Annotated in this window: 18 protein-coding genes; 8 read left to right on the top strand and 10 right to left on the bottom strand. The window is 43.5% G+C overall.

Annotated elements, in window-relative coordinates:
- Positions 1 to 8 precede the first annotated feature (8 nt).
- Entirely contained in the window at positions 9 to 1,214 is a 1,206-nt protein-coding gene (locus tag FTT86_RS03040; protein WP_180180529.1) for an acetyl-CoA C-acetyltransferase, read from the bottom strand.
- A 197-nt stretch (positions 1,215 to 1,411) separates the two neighbouring features.
- Positions 1,412 to 2,422, bottom strand: coding sequence for an AraC family transcriptional regulator (locus FTT86_RS03035; RefSeq protein WP_004645946.1), 1,011 nt, complete (start codon positions 2,420 to 2,422; stop codon positions 1,412 to 1,414).
- A gap of 213 nt (positions 2,423 to 2,635) precedes the next feature.
- On the opposite strand from FTT86_RS03035, the gene FTT86_RS03030 reads away from it, so the two are divergent.
- From FTT86_RS03030 to FTT86_RS03020, 3 genes are all read left to right on the top strand, one after another.
- On the top strand, positions 2,636 to 3,757 hold the full coding sequence (locus FTT86_RS03030) for a CaiB/BaiF CoA-transferase family protein (RefSeq protein WP_180180528.1): 1,122 nt from the start codon (positions 2,636 to 2,638) through the stop codon (positions 3,755 to 3,757).
- A gap of 254 nt (positions 3,758 to 4,011) precedes the next feature.
- Positions 4,012 to 5,655, top strand: a complete 1,644-nt coding sequence (locus FTT86_RS03025) for a nitrite/sulfite reductase (RefSeq protein ID WP_004645943.1) — start codon at positions 4,012 to 4,014, stop codon at positions 5,653 to 5,655.
- Positions 5,648 to 6,133, top strand: coding sequence for a DUF934 domain-containing protein (locus FTT86_RS03020; RefSeq protein WP_180180527.1), 486 nt, complete (start codon positions 5,648 to 5,650; stop codon positions 6,131 to 6,133). Before FTT86_RS03025 ends, FTT86_RS03020 begins: the two co-directional genes overlap by 8 nt.
- A 65-nt stretch (positions 6,134 to 6,198) precedes the next feature.
- Here the strand turns inward: FTT86_RS03020 and FTT86_RS03015 are convergent, their stop codons facing one another.
- The 3 genes from FTT86_RS03015 to FTT86_RS03005 all read right to left on the bottom strand — a co-directional run bounded on the left by FTT86_RS03015 (position 6,199) and on the right by FTT86_RS03005 (position 8,617).
- The gene (locus FTT86_RS03015) at positions 6,199 to 6,648 is read right to left on the bottom strand and encodes a VOC family protein (protein WP_180180526.1); all 450 of its coding nucleotides are present in this window, start codon (positions 6,646 to 6,648) and stop codon (positions 6,199 to 6,201) included.
- A 160-nt stretch (positions 6,649 to 6,808) separates the two neighbouring features.
- Positions 6,809 to 7,984 (bottom strand): thiolase family protein, encoded by a 1,176-nt coding sequence (locus FTT86_RS03010; protein ID WP_180180525.1) that lies wholly within the window; start codon positions 7,982 to 7,984, stop codon positions 6,809 to 6,811.
- 111 nt (positions 7,985 to 8,095) lie between these two features.
- On the bottom strand, positions 8,096 to 8,617 hold the full coding sequence (locus tag FTT86_RS03005; protein ID WP_180180524.1) for a GspH/FimT family protein: 522 nt from the start codon (positions 8,615 to 8,617) through the stop codon (positions 8,096 to 8,098).
- A 376-nt stretch (positions 8,618 to 8,993) separates the two neighbouring features.
- Here FTT86_RS03005 and omp38 point away from each other — a divergent pair, with 376 nt between their 5' ends.
- Complete coding sequence (omp38, locus tag FTT86_RS03000; RefSeq protein WP_180086463.1) at positions 8,994 to 10,043, top strand: outer membrane protein Omp38; 1,050 nt, start codon at positions 8,994 to 8,996, stop codon at positions 10,041 to 10,043.
- A 103-nt stretch (positions 10,044 to 10,146) separates the two neighbouring features.
- Entirely contained in the window at positions 10,147 to 10,680 is a 534-nt protein-coding gene (locus FTT86_RS02995) for a peptidase C39 (protein WP_180180523.1), read from the top strand.
- A gap of 52 nt (positions 10,681 to 10,732) precedes the next feature.
- Here the strand turns inward: FTT86_RS02995 and FTT86_RS02990 are convergent, their stop codons facing one another.
- From FTT86_RS02990 to FTT86_RS02980, 3 genes are all read right to left on the bottom strand, one after another.
- The gene (locus FTT86_RS02990) at positions 10,733 to 12,196 is read right to left on the bottom strand and encodes an amino acid permease (protein WP_153566448.1); all 1,464 of its coding nucleotides are present in this window, start codon (positions 12,194 to 12,196) and stop codon (positions 10,733 to 10,735) included.
- On the bottom strand, positions 12,196 to 13,230 hold the full coding sequence (locus tag FTT86_RS02985; RefSeq protein ID WP_180180522.1) for a methyltransferase: 1,035 nt from the start codon (positions 13,228 to 13,230) through the stop codon (positions 12,196 to 12,198). Before FTT86_RS02985 ends, FTT86_RS02990 begins: the two co-directional genes overlap by 1 nt.
- Positions 13,231 to 13,296: 66 nt before the next feature.
- Positions 13,297 to 14,667 (bottom strand): uracil-xanthine permease family protein, encoded by a 1,371-nt coding sequence (locus FTT86_RS02980; RefSeq protein WP_180180521.1) that lies wholly within the window; start codon positions 14,665 to 14,667, stop codon positions 13,297 to 13,299.
- A gap of 174 nt (positions 14,668 to 14,841) precedes the next feature.
- On the opposite strand from FTT86_RS02980, the gene typA reads away from it, so the two are divergent.
- Both typA and mscL read left to right on the top strand, forming a co-directional pair.
- Positions 14,842 to 16,680, top strand: a complete 1,839-nt coding sequence (gene typA, locus FTT86_RS02975; protein ID WP_004281716.1) for a translational GTPase TypA — start codon at positions 14,842 to 14,844, stop codon at positions 16,678 to 16,680.
- 179 nt (positions 16,681 to 16,859) lie between these two features.
- A complete protein-coding gene (mscL, locus tag FTT86_RS02970) occupies positions 16,860 to 17,300 on the top strand; it encodes a large conductance mechanosensitive channel protein MscL (protein WP_004281717.1) in 441 nt (146 codons plus the stop codon).
- An 87-nt stretch (positions 17,301 to 17,387) separates the two neighbouring features.
- Here the strand turns inward: mscL and FTT86_RS02965 are convergent, their stop codons facing one another.
- Entirely contained in the window at positions 17,388 to 17,672 is a 285-nt protein-coding gene (locus FTT86_RS02965; protein ID WP_180180520.1) for a peptidylprolyl isomerase, read from the bottom strand.
- Positions 17,669 to 18,529, bottom strand: a complete 861-nt coding sequence (gene mutM, locus FTT86_RS02960; RefSeq protein WP_180180519.1) for a bifunctional DNA-formamidopyrimidine glycosylase/DNA-(apurinic or apyrimidinic site) lyase — start codon at positions 18,527 to 18,529, stop codon at positions 17,669 to 17,671. The genes FTT86_RS02965 and mutM overlap by 4 nt, the downstream gene beginning before the upstream one ends.
- 399 nt (positions 18,530 to 18,928) lie before the next feature.
- Here mutM and FTT86_RS02955 point away from each other — a divergent pair, with 399 nt between their 5' ends.
- On the top strand, positions 18,929 to 20,191 hold the full coding sequence (locus FTT86_RS02955; protein ID WP_180180518.1) for a carbohydrate porin: 1,263 nt from the start codon (positions 18,929 to 18,931) through the stop codon (positions 20,189 to 20,191).
- The last annotated feature ends 33 nt before the right edge of the window (positions 20,192 to 20,224 follow it).

The following is a 20,224-nucleotide window of genomic DNA, read 5'->3' as shown; positions in this document are numbered from 1 at the left end:
TTTTCTCCTTATACCAGTTCAATAATGGTTGCGATGCCCATACCGCCACCTACGCAAAGTGTAGCCAGACCCCGCTTTTTGCCTTGGCGTTCTAACTCGTCCAATAACGTCCCTAAAATCATCGCACCAGTCGCACCGAGTGGATGTCCCATGGCAATTGCACCGCCGTTGACATTCACCTTGGCAGGATCAACCTTCATTTCATTGATAAAGCGCATCACCACGGCAGCAAAAGCTTCATTGACTTCAAACAGGTCAATATCATCAATCGTTAAACCCGCCTTAGCCAAGGCCTTACGAGCAGCCGGGGCAGGGCCGGTCAGCATAATGGTCGGATCTGCACCGACCAGTGCCGTCGCCAGTACTTTGGCACGTGGCTTCAGACCTTGTTCTTTTACTGCTTGTTCCGATGCGATCAAAACCACAGCCGCGCCATCGACAATGCCTGAAGAATTCCCGGCATGATGCACATGACTAACAGCACCGACTTCAGGATATTTTTGCAGGGCAATTGCATCAAAGCCCATTTGTCCCATAGTGGCGAAACTTGGATTGAGTTTGCCTAGGCCTTCTGCAGTCGTTGTCGGTTTGATAAATTCGTCTTTGTCCAGAATTACCACACCAGCTTTGTCTTTTACCGGGATAATAGAGGCGTTGAAATAACCATTGGCTTGAGCGGCAGCTGCTTTCTGTTGTGATTGTTCGGCAAACTGGTCTACATCGGCACGGCTATAACCGTCAATCGTGGCAATCAAATCTGCACCAATACCTTGCGGAATAAAGTCACAGGCCATATTGGTCTCAGGATCCAGTGCCCAAGGACCGCCATCTGAACCCATCGGCACGCGGGACATGGATTCCACTCCGCCTGCAACAACCAGATCTTCCCAGCCCGAACGGACTTTTTGTGCGGCCAGATTAACCGCTTCCAGACCGGAAGCACAAAAACGGTTAATTTGCACACCTGCTACATCATTGTCCCAGCCGGCAGCGATGGCAGCGGTCTTGGCAATATCGGCACCCTGATCACCAATTGGGGTGACACAACCGAGCACGATATCATCCACTTTTGCGGTATCAAACTGATGACGCGCCTGAAGTTCATTAAGTAAACCAGTCAGTAATGAAATGGGTTTTACTTGATGTAAAGATCCATCTTTTTTGCCTTTTCCGCGTGGCGTACGAATGGCGTCAATAATATATGCCTCGCTCATAGCATGTCCCTTTTATTGATTTGATGAAAATTATTCTAATGACTCGAGTGTAATACTTAATTTTTGAAGTGCAATGACGAGAACGGGCCAGATCATTTGAGCGATTTAGCCAATTTTAGCTATAAAAAAGCCTAAGCTTTTGCTTAGGCGGAGAGAACTGGTTTTATTATTACATGCTCTTTTGCGGCATTACTTGATTAATGATAGCCATGTAATTGACGATACAGACCCGGAGTCACACCTGTCCATTTTTTGAAAGCACGGTGGAAGGTACTGGTTTCACTGAAACCGACCTGTTGTGCGACATCTTCAAGGGTAAGATCAGGGTTAAGTAACAGGTGAATTGCGGCATCACGTCGCAATGCATCTTTCACGCCTTGATAGCTTTTGCCTTCGGCTGCCAGACGGCGACGCAAGGTTTGCGGTGATAGATATAACATCGATGCCACATCATTCAAGGTTGGCATTTCTTCACCAATCTGGCTCTTCAGCACATCACGGATTCTAGAAGTCAGTGAATTGGTATTTTTGAATTTCACCAGCAGTTGGGCCGGTGCTGCTTTCAAAAACTCTTCCAGAGTTTCTTCATTCTGGCGAATTGGCAGGTCCAGATAGTCCGCAGCAAAAGTAATTTCGGTACGTGGCATATCGAACTGCATTACCGGCGCAAAGAATAAGGCATCATATTCATCGGCATGGTCTGGACGCGGATAACTAAAATGCACGCGTTCCAGTGGCAGGCGACGCTCAATGAGCCAAGACGCCAAGCCATGCCAGATCATCAGCATGCTTTCAGTAATGAAATGATCCGGATCCATTGCATTTGGAATGAGTGGTACCAGACGTGCTTCGTGTTTGTCACGCTCCAGAGTCACCGACCAGTCATCACCAAAGAGTTTGTAGAACTGGGAAGACAATTCCAGTGCATCACCCAGAGTTTTGGCATGAATGATGAGCTGGCACATGATCGCAAACGTACCCAGACGGCGTTGCTGTTTGTCAAAGCCGACATGCTCGTCCTGGGTCACCATCCACAACATTTTAATAAAGCGGGTATATTGTTCAGGCGAAATACGCGCTTTGGGCTGATGCAGCAGCTCTGCTTCAATCCCGACGTGAGACAATAAAGTATCGACATCCATGCCCAGACGTTTAACGCCAGATAAGGCAGCATTGACGAAGTGGATACTGATCGTATCACGACTCATGTTTAATCCTTCAGTCTCTTTAATGTTCACTAATAATTGACCTAAATGACGAAAAATAATAAAGCAATGGCAATTTACAAGAATACCTTTGCCATTTTCTTACATATTAGATTGCCGAAACTATCAAGGTAAATGGCTGAACATGACATTGTTTTTGTGCATTTATGTGCCTAAGATGCTGAAAAAAGCAATATAAGTAGAGCAAATACTCCAATGTCATATGTATTAAAAGGATTGAAAATCCTAGATTTTTCTACACTTTTACCCGGCCCGTTTGCCACATTATATCTTGCTGATTTAGGTGCAGAAGTTGTGCATATTGAATCACCAACCCGACCGGACCTGTTGCGATTAATGCCACCCTTTGGCAATGGACAGGCCACTTCACAAAGTTATTTGAACCGAAACAAGCAATCGGTTGCACTGGATTTGAAAGATCCTGCGAATATTGAACTGGTTAAATCCAAGATTGCAGATTATGACATTGTGATTGAGCAATTCCGTCCCGGTGTAATGCAACGTCTTGGGCTAGACTATCAAACCTTAAGCGAAATTAATCCAAAATTGATTTACTGTTCCATTACCGGTTACGGCCAAACTGGCACATATAAAGATAAGGCAGGGCACGACATTAATTATCTGGCTTTATCCGGAATTGCCGGACACAGTGGCCGGATTGAAAATGGCCCACCTGCCTTGGGGATTCAGGTCGCTGATGTTGCGGGTGGTTCCATGCATGCCGTGATTGCGATTCTGGCCGCGGTGATTGAACGTCAGCAAAGCGGAAAAGGGCAATATATTGATATTTCCATGACCGATTGCGTGGTGACGATGAATAATCTGGCGGCTTCTGCCAGTCTGGCCGGTAATCAGCATCAACGGCCTGAATCAGGGTATCTGAATGGCGGTACTTTTTACGACTATTATAAAACCCAGGATGGGCGTTATCTATCGATTGGCAGTCTGGAACCACAATTTATGCAGGGATTGGCACAGGCTTTAGAGCTGCCGATTCTTCTGGAAAAAGGCGCCTCTTATGCCGCTGAAGATCATGCTGCGGTGAAGCAGGCGATTCAGAATAAAATCAAGACTAAGTCATTAGCTGAATGGCAAACGCTGTTTGCCGCGTTGGATGTCTGTGTTGAACCGGTGCTCAAACTTGAAGAAGCGTTACATTCCGATCTGGCCCAGCAGCGGGGATGGGTCGTACAAGTGCCACTCAAATCCAATAGTCAGCAAACCGAAGCACAACTGGCTTGTCCGATTAAATTTTCACGTTCCACGATACGTTATGAATTTGTAGGACAGCAATTGGGAGAGAGTCAAAATTGGTAGAATTTTTAAAGTGTTAATAAAGTAGATAATGAAAGTAGAGATAAATTTTTCTATATGAAAATAAGTAATAATGATTGAAGAATTTAATCATTATTACTTTAAATTTAATCGAATGCTATAAATACTGAGATCCGTGAAACTTTGACAGGCTTATCAATAAAACCGCTATGAAATATGTATAAAAAGCATTTTATTGATAGGTTCAATCTCGCTATCCTTGCCGGCGATATAATAGAAACTACTAGCTGTACGCCATGTATTTATATACTGATTTCGATCAGCAACTGATTAATGAACGTGTTGCACAGTTCCGTGACCAAACGGAACGTTATTTAGCCGGTAAACTCACTGAAGATGAGTATCGTCCGCTTCGTCTGCAAAATGGTCTGTACGTACAGCGTTATGCGCCAATGTTACGTATTGCCGTGCCATATGGTTTGATGAACTCAAAACAACTTCGTAAAGTGGCTGATTTGGCAAAAGAATATGACCGTGGCTACGCGCATATTTCGACCCGTCAAAACATCCAGTTTAACTGGCCTGCGCTGGAAAATGTGCCGGATATGCTGGCTGAACTGGCCACTGTGCAAATGCATGCGATTCAGACCTCAGGTAACTGTATCCGTAATACCACGACGGATCAGTATGCAGGTGTGGTTGCAGGTGAAATTGCCGATCCACGTCCGACTTGTGAATTGATCCGTCAATGGTCAACCTTCCATCCGGAATTTGCTTTCTTGCCACGTAAATTCAAGATTGCAGTCTCTGCGCTTGAAGAAACTGACCGTGCAGCCACTGCATTCCACGATATCGGTGTGTATATTGTGCGTAATGAAGCAGGCGAAATGGGCTATAAAATCAAAGTCGGTGGTGGTCTCGGCCGTACGCCAGTGATTGGTAGCTTTATCCGTGAGTTCTTGCCGCGTGAAGACCTGATTGCTTATTTGGAAGCAGTCCTTCGTGTGTATAACTTGCATGGCCGTCGCGACAACAAATATAAAGCACGTATCAAGATTCTGGTAAAAGCTTTAACACCAGCAGTATTTGCCGAGAAAGTTGAAGCTGAATTTGCGCATACGATTAAAACACTGAAAATCGATGCAGACACCTTGGCGAAAATGGATGAGAACTTCACGCCATTTGACTACCAAGATTATGCAGATGAAGATTTCACTGAACTATTTGCACAATATCCAAAATTCAAACAGTGGTTCAACATCAATACCAATGCACATAAAGTGAAAGGTTATCGTATCGTGACGATTTCACTGAAACGTGCCGGGATTGCACCGGGTGATGTCAGCACAGAAGAAATGAACCTGATTGCAGATCTTGCCGATCAGTACACTTTCGGTGAGCTGCGTACCACGCATGAGCAAAACATTTCCTTGGTCGATGTACCACAAAAAGACTTGTTCGCTGTATGGCAAACCCTTGACCAAAACAACCTGGCACGTGCGCATATCGGTTTCTTGACCGACATCATTTGCTGCCCGGGCGGTGACTTCTGTTCTTTGGCTAATGCGAAATCCATTCCGATTTCTGAAGCAATTTCACGCCGTTTTGATGACCTGGATACGATTTACAATTTAGGCAAACTGGATCTGAATATTTCAGGTTGTATGAATGCTTGTGGCCATCACCATGTGGGTAATATTGGTATTCTAGGTGTAGACAAGAAAGGCGCTGAGTTCTACCAGATCACTTTAGGCGGTAATGCCGATCATGATGCGTCAATTGGTGACATTCTTGGGCCATCATTTGCAGCCGAAGTCGTGCCGGATATCGTAGAAGAAATTTTGAATACTTATCTTGACCTGCGTCAGGATGGTGAAGAGTTTATCGATACTTATCGCCGTGTCGGCATTCAACCATTCAAGGAGCGTGCATATGCTTAATACCGCACTTCAAGTGCTCTCTAAAGATGGCACGATTGCAGACAATACCTATCAATTGATGGGTGAAGATGGTGTTTTACCACAGGGTGATGTGGTTCTGAGTGTGGATCAGTTAGACCAGATTGCCAATGTGACAGGTAAAAAAGCATTGTACTTAACCGTAGATGCTTCGCCTGAAACCAATGAGTTTCCATTGGATCAGCTAGATGCAATCTTTATTGAGTTTGCCGGTTTTAATGATGGTCGTGGTTATTCATTTGCAGCACTTCTTCGCCGTCAGGGTTTCCAAGGCGAATTGCGTGCTACTGGGGATGTATTCAAAGATGTTTTGAACTACATGAAGCGTTCAGGTTTCGACACTTTCGTGATTAAAGAAGGTAAAGATATTCAGGAAGCGGCTGCCGGTTTGAATGATTTCAAAAATCCGTACCAGGCATCAACTGCGGTTGCACAGGCACATTATCAAACAGGTGCATAATTTAAATTAAGTTACTGTCAAAAAGCCGGATTGATTCCGGCTTTTTTATGTCTTGATAAAAACCTTTAATTTTCTTCAAGTTGACAGTTGATCATCCAGTGGATTCCAAACTGATCGCTAAAGGCGGCATAAAGTGCGCCCCAAAAGGTTCTTTCTAGCGGCATCTCAATTTGACCATTCACCGATAAAGCATCAAAGAGTCGTTGTGCTTCAGCTTGTTCGCTAGCGTCTAAGTTAATGGAAATATAGTGGTTATTACCTTGCGTAAACACGGTATTGGTTTGCGCGCAAAATTGATCATTCGTATCGGATGCCATCAGTTCTGTAAATTCGTTAATGGGAAGTGAGATATGCAAGATTTTATTTTTATCCACTTCCGACAGTGTGACACCTTCTTCAGCTGGCATTTCACCATAACGACTCAGACTTGAAAATTCGCCTCCAAAAACTGATTTATAAAAGTTAAAGGCTGCTTCAGCCTGACCTTGGAAATTGAGGTAATGATTCAGTTGCATGGGAGAACTCCCTTTTTATTTTGCTTGCTTTAATCTACGCCACTTTGTGGTATTTTGCGCGAGCAAGCTTTATCAAAATGTAAGCGAAAAAAATCCTCCAGATCAGGAGGGTTTTTAACTCCCTCTCCTTATGGGAGAGGGATGGGGGTGAGGGAAGAGGTTAGAGTAATTCAATCGCTACAGCAGTTGCTTCACCACCACCGATACATAGAGCAGCAATACCTTTCTTGCCACCGGTACGTTTTAGTGCATGAATCAAAGTCAGGATAATACGCGAACCGGTTGAACCCACAGGATGGCCGAGTGCGCATGCACCACCATTGATGTTGACTTTTTCAGGATCTAGCTTGAACTCATCCATTGGGCACATGGTGACCATGGCAAAGGCTTCATTGATTTCCCAAAGGTCGACATCAGAAGCGGTCCATCCGGTTTTATCCAGTACTTTCTGGATTGCACCGACTGGAGCAATGGTAAATTCAGATGGATGTTGAGAATTCGATGCATAGGCCACAATTTTGGCTAAAGGATTTAAACCTTTTGCTGCTGCATTGTCAGCCGAGGTAATTACTAAAGCTGATGCACCATCTGAAATCGAGCTGGCATTAGCCGCCGTAATCGTACCGTCTTTAGCAAACGCTGGACGTAAAGTTGGAATTTTATCGATGTTGGCATTAAATGGTTGCTCATCTTTATCAACAACCACATCGCCTTTACGGTTTTTAACTGTTACAGGCACGATTTCATCAGCAAAGTAGCCTTCATTGACCGCAGTTTGCGCACGCTTTAATGAGCGAATCGCAAAATCATCCATCTGCTCGCGGGTATAGCCTTTGGTATTTGCCATATCTTGGGCAAATGAACCCATCAAACGACCTGTTTCAGCATCTTCCAAGCCATCCAGAAACATATGGTCCTTGATTTCACCGTGACCCATACGGAAACCGCCACGTGCTTTTGGCAATACATAGGGCGCATTAGTCATGGATTCCATGCCACCTGCAACCACGATATTTGCAGAACCTGCTTTAATCATATCCGCCGCTTGCATGACGGCTTTCATACCTGAACCACATAATTTATTAATGGTCACAGCACCAGTAGAATCTGGAAGACCAGCTTGACGCATGGCTTGACGTGCGGGGCCCTGCTTTAAGCCTGCCGGGAGTACACAACCCATAATGACTTCTTCAATATCTGCTGGTTGCAGACCCGCACGGGCAATTGCTTCTTTAATGGTGACCGCACCGAGTTCTGGCGCAGTTACACTGGCAAGACTCCCCTGAAAGCCACCCATGGCTGTACGTGCACCATTGACAATTAGGATGTCAGTCATTGTTCTCTCTCCGTATGAGTTTTAATCAATTTTTTCAAACTTAAGCAGTATATTGAAAAAAACTCAGGATTGAAGCGTTAATCGCAGCGAAGCATAAACTGGATAGTTCTGTTAGCAAGACGAGAGACTTTCAATCCGGATATGCCCCATTTTGCTGAGTACAATACGCTGTTGATTAGAAAGATGGGTAGAACAATAATAAAAACTACCATTTGAACCAATCGGCAGGGCAGTGTGCGCTTGATAAGTGACACTCGGTAAACTTAAAGCTCCTCGCCAACTCAGGTTACCGTATTTGAGGTTAAGTACATCAATTTGTAAAATTTGTTCGCCTGTATCCACTTGCCTGTTTTTATTTTTATCGATGAAAACCAGCATGTTCTTGTTCCATTGATTGGCTTGGCAACTCAGAGAATCCTGACTAGGGCAGATCACAATATTTTGGTGAAACACTGCAGCCTGGCTGCGTGCATAACGATTAATTTGAGATAATTTTATCGGAATATTTTTGGCTTCCTGTTTGGATCGATATTCATGGAAGTACGGTAGGGCGATACTGGCCACGATTGCAATTATTGCAATACAGATAATTAACTCAACAATAGTAAACGCTCTTATTATTTTTTTATACATAGAGTTACCTGATTTATATATTATTTTTATAATAATGGTGTTATTAATTATATGTTTTTTATGCTTTATTGAGCATGTAAATCAATGCTTACTGAAGTCTCAAGAAAGCTGTTAAAATAAAATTGGCAATCAGAATAGGGTATTCGGAATAAAAAATTGAGTAAAAAGTTACCGAATTACAACGGAAATTGTAAGTAATTTTGTCAATAATTTACTTGATTAAATTAATCAAGCACTTGGAAAAATAATAAAGTGTTTGTATGATGCCATGTGAATAGCTTAAGAATAATACTGGGGTAATAAAAAGCCTATCTCAGGATGGCCTAATTACGGGCTTGAGCTTGAACAACAATTGTTATCTCTGGAGGATAAATCCATGAAAATGAGTCGTATTGCTTTAGCTATGCTTGTAGCTGCACCTTTTGCTGCTGCCAATGCAGGCGTAACTGTTACTCCGTTGATGTTAGGTTACACCTTCCAAGACACCCAGCACAACAATGGCGGTAATGATGGTGAGTTAACAACTTCTACTCAAATGGATGACGATCTATTTGTCGGTGCAGCACTTGGTGTGGAACTTACACCTTGGTTAGGTTTTGAAGCAGAATATAGCCAAGTTAAAGGTGATATGATCGATCAAGCAGGTGCTGAATATAAAGGTCAAAATATCGCAGGTAATTTTTATGCGACTTCTGACGTATTCACTGGCAACTATGACAGCAAAGTAAAGCCATACATGCTTTTAGGTGCTGGTCATTATAAGTATGAATTTGATAACGAGTTAGGTCGTGAAGGTCGTGGCCTTGAAGAAGAAGGTACTTTAGGTAATGCAGGTGTTGGTGCTTTCTGGCATATCAACGATGCATTGGCGCTACGTACCGAAGCACGTGGTACTTACCACTTTGACGAAAAATTCTGGAACTATACAGCACTTGCTGGTCTTAACGTAGTTCTAGGTGGACGTTTGAAACCAGCTGCTCCAGTGGTAGAAGTTGCTCCAGTTGAGCCTGTAACTCCGGTTGCTCCAGCTCCACAAGAGTTGACTGAAGACCTGAACATGGAACTTCGTGTGTTCTTTGATACCAACAAATCAAACATCAAAGATCAATACAAACCAGAAATCGCGAAAGTTGCTGAGAAGCTAGTTGAATATCCAAACGCTACTGCTCGCATCGAAGGTCACACTGACAACACTGGTCCACGTGCATTGAACGAACGTCTATCTCTAGCGCGTGCTAACTCTGTTAAATCTTCACTTGTGAACGAATACAACGTTGATGCATCTCGTTTGTCTACTCAAGGTTTTGCTTGGGATCAACCGATTGCAGACAACAACACTAAAGAAGGTCGTGCTATGAACCGTCGTGTATTCGCGACAATCACTGGTAGCCGTACTGTTTTAGCTGAACAGCCAGTTGCTCAATAATTCATTATTGAACACTCATTAAAAAGGCAGCTCTTCGGAGCTGCTTTTTTTGTGTCTGTATTTTGACTACACTTAGCCTGTTAAGATGTCGTTGAGTAAAAATATGAGTGTCGAAATTCCTGAAGACTTGCAAAATCTGGAAGCCAATAGCGGAATTTTTTCGATTTGGATGATTTTTCATCATTATGGGATTGATCTGCATATTCCGGACTTGGTTCAGCTCTGTCGCCATGATCCCGAGATGGGAACTTCAACTATTGCCCTTGCTGTTGCTTTGCGGACCTTAGGACTGGATGTCACTTTTTTTAGTGAATATGATTCAGACAAACAGCCGGTTGAGCTTGAGTTTTATCAACAAGCACATCGCTTAAATATTCCTGTTATAGAACAGCCATTGTCTTATGCAGAAATTCAGGAAAATGTAGAAGTAGGACGTTTTGTGATTGTGTTCTACGACACCTTAGACGGGGTAGGCAATCATTCACTGATCTATACAATCGATGAGAACGAAATCAGTTTCTTTGACAGTTTTGATGCTATGCCAGCCCAGGTATTTGAGCAGCAGCGTCAAGCAGAAGGAATTTGCCAGCAAGTGATTGTGATTGATGATCGCAATTTTGTGATGCGTCATAGTTAATTCAAGAAATAAAAAATCAGCCCGTAAGCTGATTTTTTTAATGAATAATTTTTTATTCCTGATCAAGTTTCATCGGCTGCACATCCATCTCTTGATAAGAGACCAGTTTGGTTTTTTTCTTCCATTTGTAGCCGAACCAAATCGCTAGGAATAGCGGAATACTGATATAGGTCGATAACACACCCATCCATTGACCGGCCAAAACATCCTGATAGTTCTGTCCGAGAACAACAATCGCACACAGGATAAATGCAAACCAAGGAGCAAAAGGAAAGAATTTAGCGCGATAAGCCAGATCTTCCAGTTTATAACCTTGAGCCAAATAACCTTTGCGGAAGCGGTAATGCGAAATTGCAATCCCGAGCCAGACAATAAAGCCACACATCCCTGACATGTTTAGCAGCCAGTTGAAGACTTCCTGTTCACCAAAGAAAGTAGTCAGGAAGCATAGAGCTGCGATCGCCGTAGTGGCATAGAGTGCATTCATTGGCACACCACGCGGGTCCAGACGCGCGAACATTTTAGGTGCACTACCTTTACGCGCCATATCAAACAGCATACGGGTAGATGAATACATGCCCGAGTTACCTGCAGATAGAATGGCTGTCAGGATCACTGCATTCATGATACTGGCGGCAAAGGCAAAACCGGCTTTTTCATAGAGTAGGGTAAATGGCGAAAGCGCAATATTATCTGTTGCAGCGGCCTGTAATAAACGTGGGTCATTATAGGCAATCAGAGTGCCGATAATGAAAATACACACAATATAAAACAACAGGATACGCCAGAAAATTTGTTTGATGGCCACCGGAATGGTTTTCTTTGGATTTTTCGATTCACCTGCCGCCACACCGACCATTTCGGTACCTTGAAAGGAGAATCCGGCAATCATCGCCACACCAATTAATGCCTGGAAACCACCGACAAAGGGTGCATCACCAATGCTCCAGTTGGCAAATGCTTCCGCACCCGGGGTCAGCATGATCTTCACGATCATCCAGATCCCGATAATGATAAAGGCAATGATCGCGAGAACTTTCACCAGAGAAAAGAAAAATTCGGATTCGCCAAAGCCTTTTACTGTCAGGGCATTAATCCCGAAAATAATGGCAAGGAAGATGGCGCTCCAGTACACGCCCGGAATATCTGGAAACCAGAATTTCATAATAAACTGAACTGCAACCAACTCAAAAGCCACAGTAATGGCCCAGTTGTACCAGTAGTTCCAACCCAGAGCGAAACCAAAACCACCTTCGACATATTTGGTGCCGTAAGTGAAAAATGCACCTGAGGTCGGGTTGTGTGTGGCAAGCTCGCCTAGACTGGTCATCAGGAAATAAATCATGATCCCAATCAGTATATATGCAAGTAGTGCACCACCTGGTCCAGCGTTGGCAATGGTCGCCCCTGAGGCCAGGAATAAACCTGTACCAATGGATCCGCCAATGGCAATCATATTCAGATGACGAGCACCCAGCTTACGCTGCAGCTGCATCGTGTTTTGCGTTTCGCTCATCATGATTCCTTAACATTTTTTTGAGTGCTGGCGAAGAGCACTTTAAAGCCTTGTTGATCCGCTTTTACTGTGCAGCGACCAAAGTTTTGTTCAATCAGGGTCGGGTAGTTCAAGAAACGGTTAGCCACGATCCAAAGCTCACCGCCTGATTTTAAATGACGACGCGAGGTTTTACACAAGGTTTCGCTTGCCGTGTAATCGGTCTCGATTCCCAGATGAAAAGGCGGATTACTCACAATGGCATGCAAGAATAAGGGTGCATCCTCAATGCCTTTAACCGCTTTGATTTCAATCTGTTCAGGAATGAGCTGGTTTTCTTCAAAGGTCATTTGTGTGGAGGCTAGCGCAAAGGCATCGACATCCATGGCAAAAATCCGGTTTTTCGGATTCAACTTTGCCAGATACGCACTAATTACACCTGCGCCACAACCAAAGTCGGCAATCTTACCTGAAGTAACTTGTGACAAATAAGGTAATAGGGTGGCAGTTCCTACATCCAAACGGTTTTGACTAAAGACGCCTGGAAGTGCACAAATATTCAGGTCGCCATTTGGTGTCGATACGGTATAACGCTGTGCCCAGTCTGCAAGTGCTTTTTTCTCGACCGTATGTTCTAGAACCAATTGCCAAAGCTGGCAATGACGCGCGCTGTCAAGTTTGAGTGTTTTACCAAAAGGCTGCAACTGTTTGGCTGCACGCTCTATCCCGCCTTTCTTTTCACCGACCAGGAAAATACTGCTGCCCGGTTTAAGTTGTGCTGCCACAGTGTGCAGTAAATAATTGAGCAGTTCTTTAGACTTGGGTACAAAAATAACCGCCTGATCAAACTCAGCTTCAGGCATCTCTGCGCCAAAGTGGACATCTGCTTGTTGCGACTGGAAATATTGAAAATCATTAAAATTCCATGTCCAGACAGCGGGATTGATAGAGGCATCGAATTCAGCGAGTAGATCATCTGTCGGTGCATTAATGAGTAAGATGCGACCCGACAAAAAATCATATTGTCTTAATAAAACTTCGCTTTTAGGATCCATAGGTATCTCTCCAATATAAAGAACACTGCCTAAGTCTGACCTAGACAGTGTTCTTTGGACATGAAATTACTTCTTTGTTTCAGGAAGTACAACATTCAGAATAAGGGCAGCAATACCGCCAGTGGCAACGCCTGAGCTAAAGATATTACGGAATAACTCAGGAAGATGCTCAAGAATTTGTGGAACTTGTGCAACACCTAAACCCAGTGCCAGTGAAATCGCAATAATCAGCAGGGCACGGCGGTCCAGATGTACGCCAGACAGAATATTAATGCCGGAAGCTGCTACTGCACCAAACATCACCATCACTGCACCACCCAGTACCGCTTGCGGAACCGCCTGGATAATCCCGGCAACCGCAGGCAGTAAACCCAGAATGATCAGTAAAGCAGCAATCCAGATACCGACATAACGACTTGCTACGCCCGTTAACTGGATTACGCCATTATTTTGTGCAAATACGGAACTCGGGAAGGTGTTAAAAATACCGGCAAGGAATGAATTCGCGCCATTTACCAGTACACCGCCTTTAATGCGCTGCATCCATTTTGGACCATCAACTGGCTGGTTGGAAAGCTTTGAAGTCGCAGTGATATCACCAATCGCTTCTAAAGAGGTCACCAGATAGATGAATGCCATCGGAATAAACAGGCTCCAGGAGAAGCTTAAACCGAAATGCATTGGGGTTGGAATCTGTACCAACGGTGCATCTTTTAGACCAGAGAAATCCAGATGCCCCATAAAGCCCGCCAGAACATAACCACAGATTAGGGCGATCAAAATGGCAGAACTTTTTACCCAGGTAATCCGGATACGGTTCAGAATAATAATCAACGCCAAGACGGTACAAGACATGATCAGGTTGTCAGCATTGGCAAAAGTTTTATCGCTCATGGCCTGATAACCACCGCCCATACTGATTAAACCTTCTTTAATTAAGGTCAAACCAATCAGCAGCACGACAATCCCGGTCACCAGCGGTGTAATCAGTTTTTTGATCCAAGGCAGAATTTGTGACACGCCCATTTCAATAAATGCACCTGCAATCACCACACCAAAAATAGAAGCCATGACTGCTTCTACAGGTGTGCCTGCAGCCACCATGGCTGAACCAATACCAATAATTGGACCGATGAAGTTAAAGCTGGTTCCTTGGACAATCAGCAGACCGGCACCAAATGGCCCCACTTTTTTAGACTGTAAAAAAGTCGCGATACCCGAGATCACCAAGGACATGGACAAAATCATGTTGGTGTCTTCTTTGGAAACACCGAGCGCTAAACAAATCAGCAGGCCAGGGGTCACAATCGGGACAATAATCGCTAATAAATGCTGGAATGCAGCTAAAAAAGCAATCAGTGGTTTTGGTCGATCTTCCAGACCATATACCAGGTCGAGTTGATCTTTAGAAGGAGGAGATTGATTAAAATCAGACATGTGTCAATGCAAATTAAGGCTGGGTGGCGCTATTCTAATCGAGTTACACGTCTTTACAAAATTAAAAAAGCCCCAACGGAGCAAAAAAAGTTGAGGAGTGTGGTTACAGTGACTATAAAAGTTTTGTATTTTTCTGTATAATTTGCCCTCAAATTACATACGCATTGAATTTACATGTCAGATATTAAAACTCTCCGTAACATCGCCATTATTGCGCACGTCGATCATGGTAAAACCACTCTTGTAGACAAACTTTTGCAACAATCAGGTGCTCTCGGTGATCGCGCGGGTGAGATCGAGCGTGTCATGGATTCTGGCGCTATTGAAAGCGAACGTGGTATTACCATTCTTGCAAAAAACACTGCAATCAAATGGTTAGATGAACGTACCAATACTGAATACCGTATTAACATCGTGGACACCCCGGGACACGCCGACTTCGGTGGTGAAGTTGAACGTGTAATGTCGATGGTTGACTGCGTACTTCTTCTTGTAGACTCACAAGAAGGCCCGATGCCACAAACTCGTTTCGTAACGCAAAAAGCGTTCGCACGTGGTTTGAAACCAATCGTGATTATTAACAAAGTAGACAAGCCAAGTGCGCGTCCAGACTGGGTAATTGACCAAGTATTCGATCTATTCGATAACTTGGGTGCTTCTGACGAACAGTTAGACTTCCCAGTTGTTTATGCTTCAGGCCTTCGTGGTGTTGCTGGTCCTTCTCCAGAAGAACTTGCTGAAGATATGACTCCGTTGTTCCAAACGATCGTAGACATCGTTGAACCACCAGCGGTTGACGTTGATGGCCCATTCCAAATGCAAGTATCTTCACTTGACTATAACAGCTTCGTAGGCGTTATCGGTATTGGTCGTATCCAACGCGGTTCAGTGAAATTAAACACACAAGTAACTGTAATCGATAAAGATGGCAAAACACGTAACGGCCGTATCTTAAAAATCATGGGTTATCATGGTCTAGATCGCGTTGACGTTGAAGAAGCTTCTGCAGGCGATATCGTTTGTGTAACGGGTATCGATGCACTCAACATTTCTGACACCATCTGTGATCCGAAAAATGTTGAAGCTTTACCTCCATTGTCTGTAGATGAACCTACAGTATCGATGACATTCCAGGTAAACAACTCACCGTTTGCTGGTAAAGAAGGTAAGTTCGTAACTTCACGTAATATCCGTGAACGTCTAGACCGCGAATTGATTCACAACGTAGCATTACGTGTTGAAGATACTGACAGCCCAGACCGTTTCAAAGTATCTGGTCGTGGTGAACTTCACCTTTCAGTTCTTATTGAAAACATGCGTCGTGAAGGCTTCGAAATGGGCGTATCTCGTCCACAAGTAATCATTAAAGAAATTGATGGTGAAAAACAAGAGCCATACGAAAACGTTACTTTTGACGTTGAAGAACAGCACCAAGGCGCTGTAATGGAACAAATGGGTCATCGTAAAGGCGAAATGACCAATATGGAAGTTGACGGTAAAGGCCGTATCCGTATTGAAGCCACTGTTCCTTCACGCGGTCTGATTGGTTTCCGTTCTGAATTCCTGACCATGACTTCTGGTACAGGGATCATGACGTCTAGCTTCTCGCACTACGGTCCAATGAAGCAAGGTACTGTTGCGAAACGTCAAAACGGTGTACTGATTTCTATGGTTCAAGGTACTTGCCTGGGCTATGCACTGTTCACACTTCAAGACCGTGGTCGTCTATTCGCGAAACCACAGTTAGAAGTTTATGAAGGTATGATCATCGGTATTAACTCTCGTTCAGACGACATGACAGTTAACCCGACTAAAGCAAAACAGTTAACCAACGTACGTGCTTCTGGTACTGATGATGCGTTAACGCTGGTTCCTGCGATTGAATATACACTTGAGCAAGCGCTTGAGTTTATTGAAGATGATGAACTAGTAGAAGTAACACCTAAGTCAATCCGTATCCGTAAGCGTTTCTTGACTGAAAACGAACGTAAACGTAACCGTTCAGGTAAATAATCGCTAGATTATTTCGGGTTTTCAAAAACCGTAATCTTTTCGAAGATTACGGTTTTTTTTTATATTTAAGCGATGCTCACATTGCAATTTACTAAAACGCATTAAATTAAGTCAAAATTAAAAGTATTTACTCAGGTATAATTTGACCCAAAACTTGAAAATAAAATATGGGAGCAGTTATGAGTATTATTCAAGAATTTAAAGAGTTTGCGATCAAAGGCAATATGATGGATCTGGCGATTGGTGTCATCATCGGTGGCGCTTTTAGCAAGATCATCGATTCATTGGTGAAAGACATCATTATGCCTTTAATTACCGTGATTACCGGTGGTGGCGTCGATTTTACGCAAAAATTCTTTATCTTAGGAAGAAACCCAGACAATTTACAATCTTTAGATGCCTTGACTAAGGCGGGTGTGAATGTACTGACTTACGGTAACTTTTTAACGATTTTAATTAATTTCTTAATCTTAGCCTGGGTCGTATTTTTATTGGTTAAATTCATGAATCGTTTACGTAAACAAGAAGGCCCAGTCGAGGAAACTCCGACTACCCCAGCCGATATTGAATTACTGCGTGAAATTCGTGATGAATTGAAAAAGCGTCCACCTCAAGTCTAATGTTTCTAATCCCCCTAAATCCCCCTTTTATAAAGGGGGGGGAACTCCTCCCTCTGTCAAAGGGAGGTAAGGAGGGATTTATAAATATTAAAAATCCATCCGAAACTTAATTTCGACCAAATGAAAACCAAACTGGCTTTTGACCGGGCCATGTAATACCCGTTCAGCGCCAGTAAACACCAGTTTATCAATTACTGGAACCAGTTGGCCTTTCTTCACTTCACCTAGCTCACCGCCACGTTTGGCAGAATTACAGGTTGAATACTGTTTTGCGATTTTATTAAAGTCGGCACCACTTAAAATCTTCTTTTTAAGCTGCTCAGCGGTTTCTTTATCTTTAACCAGAATATGACGCAAAATGGCTGTTTTCATGACTTTTTCCCTCGTACAGTTGCCACTTTTTTGACAGGGAGATGGATCTTTTTCAAAGGTTGGCATTCAGGACAAAAAACTGAAGCTCGTTGTCCCAATTTGATATTTTCAAGTGTGGTCTCGCAGTTCACACACATTTCACCGGCACGGCCATAAGCTAGCAGGGTTTGCTGAAAATAGCCATTTTCGCCCATGGCATTGGTGTAGTCTCTTAAGGTTGAACCACCCAGATCAATTGCCTGTTTCAAAATGCGCTTAATTTCCAGCACTAACTTTTCAATCTGCATCAAGCTTAAAGTCGAGGCCGGTTGCGCCGGATGAATCCCCAGATTAAACAGACTTTCAGTCGCATAAATATTGCCTACGCCCACCACCACATGGTTATCCATAATTGCAACTTTGGTGCCAACATTTTTATTCTTCAATTTTTCAAATAAATACTTGGCATTAAAGTTCTCGCTTAAGGGCTCTGGCCCCAGCGTATCGATCAATTTGCTTTGTGATTGTGCATCCAGCCAAAGAATGCAGCCAAAACGACGAGGGTCATGATAACGCAGTTCGATATCATCAAACTGAATGATCAGATGGTCATGTTTGCGTAATTCTTCATTGCCATCGCATAGACGGAAACTCCCCGACATGCCTAAATGCCAGAGCATGGTGTCGTGTTCAAACTCCGCCAGAATATATTTAGAACGGCGAGTGAGCTTCAGTAATTTTTGCCCCACCAGCTTTTCTATATTCTCCGGAATAGGCCAGCGCAAACTTGACTGACGTACTTCAACACGTTTTACGCGTTGCTCTAATAAAGGCAATAAACTGGTTTTGGTGGTTTCAACTTCTGGTAATTCAGGCATAACACATCAGTGGCGAGGGAGATGCAGCTAATATTGGGTGAATTGGCTGGGATTGCAAGCGTTAATCTGGGTGAAATCGCTGGAAAATGACTGGGTATTTCATATTTATTTAAGCTGTAATTGCTTAAAGAATAAACTGGGTTTCTATGTTTTTATAGCGAATTTTCTTAGAAGTAAATCGAATGGAAATTATCAATACATTATAAGCTGATGAAAAATATATAAATAATTTAAGATTTTTTAAATAAAAATTATATTTTTATGTTTAAGACATAACTAAAAGTTTAATGAGTAATAAAAAAAATGCTGGGAATTTGTATGAAAAGTTATGTAAATTCATGCACCTAATAGCAATTTAAAAACCTTGCTTGTTTTTCTCTCCGAATGTTTAGGTTTTACATGAAATATTTAGGTCTAGCTCTATTGCCTTTAATGGCTGCCATGACAACCGCTCAAGCGGAATCTGCATTTGATCCACAAGGTCAATATTTACTGGGTGACTGGAATGGTCAACGTACAGAACTGGCCCAACAGGGAATTAAATTTGAAGCCAATCTGTTAACCGATACCGCCTATCTTGCTGATGGTGGTCGTAATGAGGGCGCAGATCCATTAACTTCTGCCCAATTATGGCTAGGTACTCAACTGGACATGGAAAAGCTGGCAGGATGGAATGGCGTCACCGTACGTGCCGTGATGAGTGCACGTCAGGGTCAAAGTACCTCTGTCCGTGACTTGCAGGATCCTAGTGCACCGCAACTGGCCAATGTACAAGGTACTTTCGGACGTGGTAATCAGGATAGCCGTCTGAGCGAGCTGTCTATTGAAAAGAATTATAAAGAGCAGGGACTCAGTATTAAGGCGGGTCGTCTTGGTCTGGGTATGGACTTTAATGTCATGGCCTGTGATTTTGCCAGTACGGCATTTTGTGCAGCGCAAATGGGCAAATGGCAGGGCAATATCTGGATGAATACGCCTGTAGCACAATGGGGTGCGCGCGTGAAGCAGCAACTCAATCCTGAACTTGCCGTACAAGTTGGTGTGTATGAGTTTAATCCGGATAATGGTAATGGCGCTAAAGAAGGTCAGGGCTGGAGTCTGGATACCGACCATGCAGATGGCGTGACGATTCCTGCAGAAGTCATCTGGACGCCGAAATCATGGGTGAGTGGCCTGCCGGGCAGCTACCGGATCGGCGGGATGTACAATACTGCCGATGATGTTGCCAACCAAAAAGATATTGCCAATCCTACTGATGCCAAAAACCGTACTTTTGCAGGCTGGTTAGCTGTAGAACAACAGTTAACGTCTACAGGTCAGGGCCGTCAGGGTTTGCATTCATTTGCTAACTTTACCTGGCATGACCGCGATACTAACAAAGTGGATAATTCACAACAAATTGGTGTGAAATATATCGGTCTTGCGGACAGCCAGCCGAATGATATTTTAGGTCTGGCGGTCAATCGTGTACATATTAATGACCGGATCAAGAATCTGAATTTTGATGCGAGTGCAGAATACAATATTGAACTGAACTATAGCTATAACGCAACAAAGTGGCTGATGCTGCGTCCAAACCTGCAATATGTCATTAATCCAGGTTCAAGCAACAATGTGGATGATGCACTGGTACTCGGTTTGACTACACGAATCATCTTCTAAAGTTTGATCGTTCACGTTATAACTAAACAGGCT

The sequence above is a fragment of the Acinetobacter sp. YH01021 genome (assembly GCF_013420255.1).
Taxonomy (GTDB): Bacteria; Pseudomonadota; Gammaproteobacteria; order Pseudomonadales; family Moraxellaceae; genus Acinetobacter.
The sequence above is the reverse complement of the archived record's forward strand: the minus strand, read 5'-3'. Positions and strand labels throughout refer to the sequence as shown.

What these genes read in the sequence shown, in the direction of transcription:
- FTT86_RS02985 (WP_180180522.1), bottom strand. Translation starts at nt 13,230, where the DNA reads ATGGATCCTAAAAGCGAAGTTTTATTAAGACAATATGATTTTTTGTCG.
- typA (WP_004281716.1), top strand. Translation starts at nt 14,842, where the DNA reads ATGTCAGATATTAAAACTCTCCGTAACATCGCCATTATTGCGCACGTC.
- FTT86_RS03030 (WP_180180528.1), top strand. Translation starts at nt 2,636, where the DNA reads ATGTCATATGTATTAAAAGGATTGAAAATCCTAGATTTTTCTACACTT.
- FTT86_RS02980 (WP_180180521.1), bottom strand. Translation starts at nt 14,667, where the DNA reads ATGTCTGATTTTAATCAATCTCCTCCTTCTAAAGATCAACTCGACCTG.
- FTT86_RS03035 (WP_004645946.1), bottom strand. Translation starts at nt 2,422, where the DNA reads ATGAGTCGTGATACGATCAGTATCCACTTCGTCAATGCTGCCTTATCT.
- FTT86_RS02990 (WP_153566448.1), bottom strand. Translation starts at nt 12,196, where the DNA reads ATGAGCGAAACGCAAAACACGATGCAGCTGCAGCGTAAGCTGGGTGCT.
- FTT86_RS03020 (WP_180180527.1), top strand. Translation starts at nt 5,648, where the DNA reads ATGCTTAATACCGCACTTCAAGTGCTCTCTAAAGATGGCACGATTGCA.
- FTT86_RS03040 (WP_180180529.1), bottom strand. Translation starts at nt 1,214, where the DNA reads ATGAGCGAGGCATATATTATTGACGCCATTCGTACGCCACGCGGAAAA.
- FTT86_RS03010 (WP_180180525.1), bottom strand. Translation starts at nt 7,984, where the DNA reads ATGACTGACATCCTAATTGTCAATGGTGCACGTACAGCCATGGGTGGC.
- FTT86_RS02965 (WP_180180520.1), bottom strand. Translation starts at nt 17,672, where the DNA reads ATGAAAACAGCCATTTTGCGTCATATTCTGGTTAAAGATAAAGAAACC.
- FTT86_RS03025 (WP_004645943.1), top strand. Translation starts at nt 4,012, where the DNA reads ATGTATTTATATACTGATTTCGATCAGCAACTGATTAATGAACGTGTT.
- omp38 (WP_180086463.1), top strand. Translation starts at nt 8,994, where the DNA reads ATGAAAATGAGTCGTATTGCTTTAGCTATGCTTGTAGCTGCACCTTTT.
- mutM (WP_180180519.1), bottom strand. Translation starts at nt 18,529, where the DNA reads ATGCCTGAATTACCAGAAGTTGAAACCACCAAAACCAGTTTATTGCCT.
- FTT86_RS02955 (WP_180180518.1), top strand. Translation starts at nt 18,929, where the DNA reads ATGAAATATTTAGGTCTAGCTCTATTGCCTTTAATGGCTGCCATGACA.
- FTT86_RS02995 (WP_180180523.1), top strand. Translation starts at nt 10,147, where the DNA reads ATGAGTGTCGAAATTCCTGAAGACTTGCAAAATCTGGAAGCCAATAGC.
- mscL (WP_004281717.1), top strand. Translation starts at nt 16,860, where the DNA reads ATGAGTATTATTCAAGAATTTAAAGAGTTTGCGATCAAAGGCAATATG.
- FTT86_RS03015 (WP_180180526.1), bottom strand. Translation starts at nt 6,648, where the DNA reads ATGCAACTGAATCATTACCTCAATTTCCAAGGTCAGGCTGAAGCAGCC.
- FTT86_RS03005 (WP_180180524.1), bottom strand. Translation starts at nt 8,617, where the DNA reads ATGTATAAAAAAATAATAAGAGCGTTTACTATTGTTGAGTTAATTATC.